This window comes from Candidatus Neomarinimicrobiota bacterium (assembly GCA_034716895.1).
GTDB lineage: Bacteria > Fidelibacterota > UBA8477 > UBA8477 > JABMPR01 > JABMPR01.
The window spans coordinates 1-2859 of sequence record JAYEKW010000128.1; the positions used below are offsets into that span (position 1 = coordinate 1).

Consider the following 2859-nt stretch of genomic DNA (forward strand, 5'->3'; position numbering starts at 1 on the left):
CCCTCCGCCCTGCGGGCACCTCCCCCGAGGGAGGATTATGCATGGATGTGACCACTGGATCCTATATTTACTGATCTTACAAACCCACCATTCACAATTCACAACCTAACCCCAAACCTCCAAACCTCCCAACCTCCCAACCTCCCAACTTCCCAACCTCCCAACTTCCCAACCTCCAAACTCATCACTCGCTTGTCCCGGCATAGCCTCGTGACGCCGGATCACTCGCTTGTCCGGGCGAAGTGGAACGAAGACCGATCACTTGTCACCCCAAAAACCACCATCCGCCCATATACCTCCAAATACTCCCAAACTCATCAATAAATCACCCCACAAAGCAAGAAATAACCCCTATAATCAACTTTCAACTTTCAGACCTTCGACCTTCGACTTTCAGACTTTCGACCTCCAGACCTCCAGACCTTCGCCCCAGACATGCGCTCACCCAATCTCCCCAACTTGCTATGAATTACCCTTTGACCCAGCACAGTACTAGCCTAGATTCGCGCGCTTTTTTGAGGGATATAACGGACTTTGTTGATTTAATCATAATTCTCATTTAATTGGAAATAATGGTTCAATAGAAACAGATACTTATAACTACATATTCATGTATATTAGCGTAATTAGTGGTTGAATCAACATAATCATAACTATTTGAGGAATCTATGAGAAAAATTTGTATCGTTGGAACAGGCTATGTCGGCCTGGTCAGTGGGGCTGGCTTGGCTGATTTTGGGAATGAAGTGGTTTGTGTTGATATTGATAAATCCAAGATCGATCTATTGAATAGGGGAGAGATCCCCATTTATGAGCCTGGATTAAAAGAATTGGTTGACAGAAATGTGTCCGCAAGCCGCTTGAACTTTAGCTCTGACGTAGAGTCAGCAGTGAGACAATCAGAAGTCATCTTCATTGCCGTAGGGACACCCATGGGGGATAATGGCGAGGCTGACCTGAGAATGGTTGAACATGTGGCCACAACAATTGCAGAAAATCTTAATAGTTATAAAATTATTTGTACCAAGAGTACCGTCCCCGTGGGTACGGGTGCTCGTTTGGAAGCGCTGATCTCTGAAGCCCGCCAATCAGATGTGGAATTTGATATCGTTTCAAACCCCGAATTTTTGCGCGAAGGATCAGCAGTGAAAGACTTCCTGGTGCCTGATCGTGTTGTATTGGGCGTGAGCAGCGAGCGAGCAGCTACCATCATGCGCGATGTTTATCGCCCCCTGTTTATCAATGAAACCCCTCTGGTCATGACCAATATTCCTTCATCAGAGATGATCAAATATGCCTCAAATGCCTTTCTGGCTGTAAAAATATCATTTATCAATGAGGTGGCAAATCTGGCCGACAAAGTAGGTGCTGATGTCCACACTATCGCTAGAGCCATGGGGCTGGATGGACGGATCAGTTCAAAATTTTTGCATCCGGGACCTGGCTACGGTGGCAGTTGCTTCCCAAAAGACACTGAGGCTTTGGTGCACACAGGTAATCAGCATAATGTTCAGTTTCAGGTTGTTGAAGCGGCTATTGCAGCTAATAAGACTCAGCGGAATATCATCCTTGAGAAAGCAAAAGAGTTATTGCCTGATCTGAATGCCAGGGTTGTTGCCATTTTAGGGCTGGCTTTCAAGGCCAATACTGATGATGTGCGGGATACACCGGCGGCAGAAATCATTGCAGGATTGAATGCAGCCGGGGCAGTAGTCCGGGCTTATGACCCCATTGCTGCTGAAAATATGAAAAAGTTCTATTTTCCAGAACTGGACACCCGTCAAACAGTTATTGAAACGGTGAAGGGTGCTGACCTGGTAATCATCCTCACCGAGTGGAATGAGCTTCGGGGCTTGAGTCTTCCAGATTTAAAAAAATTAATGAATACCCCCAACATTGTAGATACGCGCAACATTCTAAGTGTAGAACAGTTGAAGGAATTAGGCTTCAATTACAGAAATGTAGGCCGGAGCAGGGTTTAGTTAAGAATTGACGATCTCGCAAAAACTACCTCTCGCACGTCTACGCTCTACAAGCTTCGCCGCACAGGCAGAGCGCGCAGAGCGTTGTATTGAGTTCATCGAAATGGCGCGGAGTGTTGATAATAAAGAATATAGCATTACACTCATCATCTGTCTGTATTTATTGAGTTTAGGATATATTTCATGATTTCTCAAATACTTTTTGCGGTTTCATCACTTTCAACTTTCAACTTTCAACTTTTGACTTTTGACTTTTGACTTTTGACTTTTGACTTTAATACTTTTAACTAATTTGCCTTCATGAAAAGAATACTCATCACAGGTGTCGCTGGCTTCATCGGTTATCACCTGACCCGACGCTTGTTGAAAGCTGGTTATCAAATTTTTGGCATAGACAATCTTAACCATTACTATGATCCAGCCCTGAAAAAGGCCAGGCTTTCAAACCTTCAGAATTACAATCCAGATACAAAATCTACCATAGCCGGGACTTTACGACCTTCGACCTTCGACTTTCGACCCACTGACCTCCAGGACTATACTGGCCTAACCAAAGTCTTTAACGACTTCAACCCCGATATTGTCATCAATCTTGCTGCTCAAGCTGGTGTCCGTTATTCTCTTGAGAATCCCAGAGCCTACATTCAATCAAACCTGGATGGGTTCTTTAACATTCTGGAAGCTGCCAAACAGCACGGTGTCCAGGATTTTATTTATGCCTCATCCAGCTCTGTCTATGGTAACAATTATAAATCACCCTTTACTGAAACGGATCGTGTTGACCATCCTGTCTCTCTATACGCCGCCACCAAGAAATCCAATGAACTTATTGCCCACACCTATAGTCATTTATACCAGATGACTACTGTTGGTTTAC

Annotated in this window: 2 protein-coding genes; both read left to right on the forward strand. The window is 44.5% G+C overall.

Annotated features, from left to right (window positions below; all coding sequences use genetic code 11):
• Window positions 1-668: 668 nt before the first annotated feature.
• On the forward strand, window positions 669-1982 hold the full coding sequence (locus U9Q77_08380) for a UDP-glucose/GDP-mannose dehydrogenase family protein (GenBank protein MEA3287377.1): 1314 nt from the start codon (window positions 669-671) through the stop codon (window positions 1980-1982).
• A 300-nt stretch (window positions 1983-2282) separates the two neighbouring features.
• The coding region (locus U9Q77_08385; protein MEA3287378.1) for a GDP-mannose 4,6-dehydratase at window positions 2283-2859 on the forward strand (577 nt) is incomplete at its 3' end.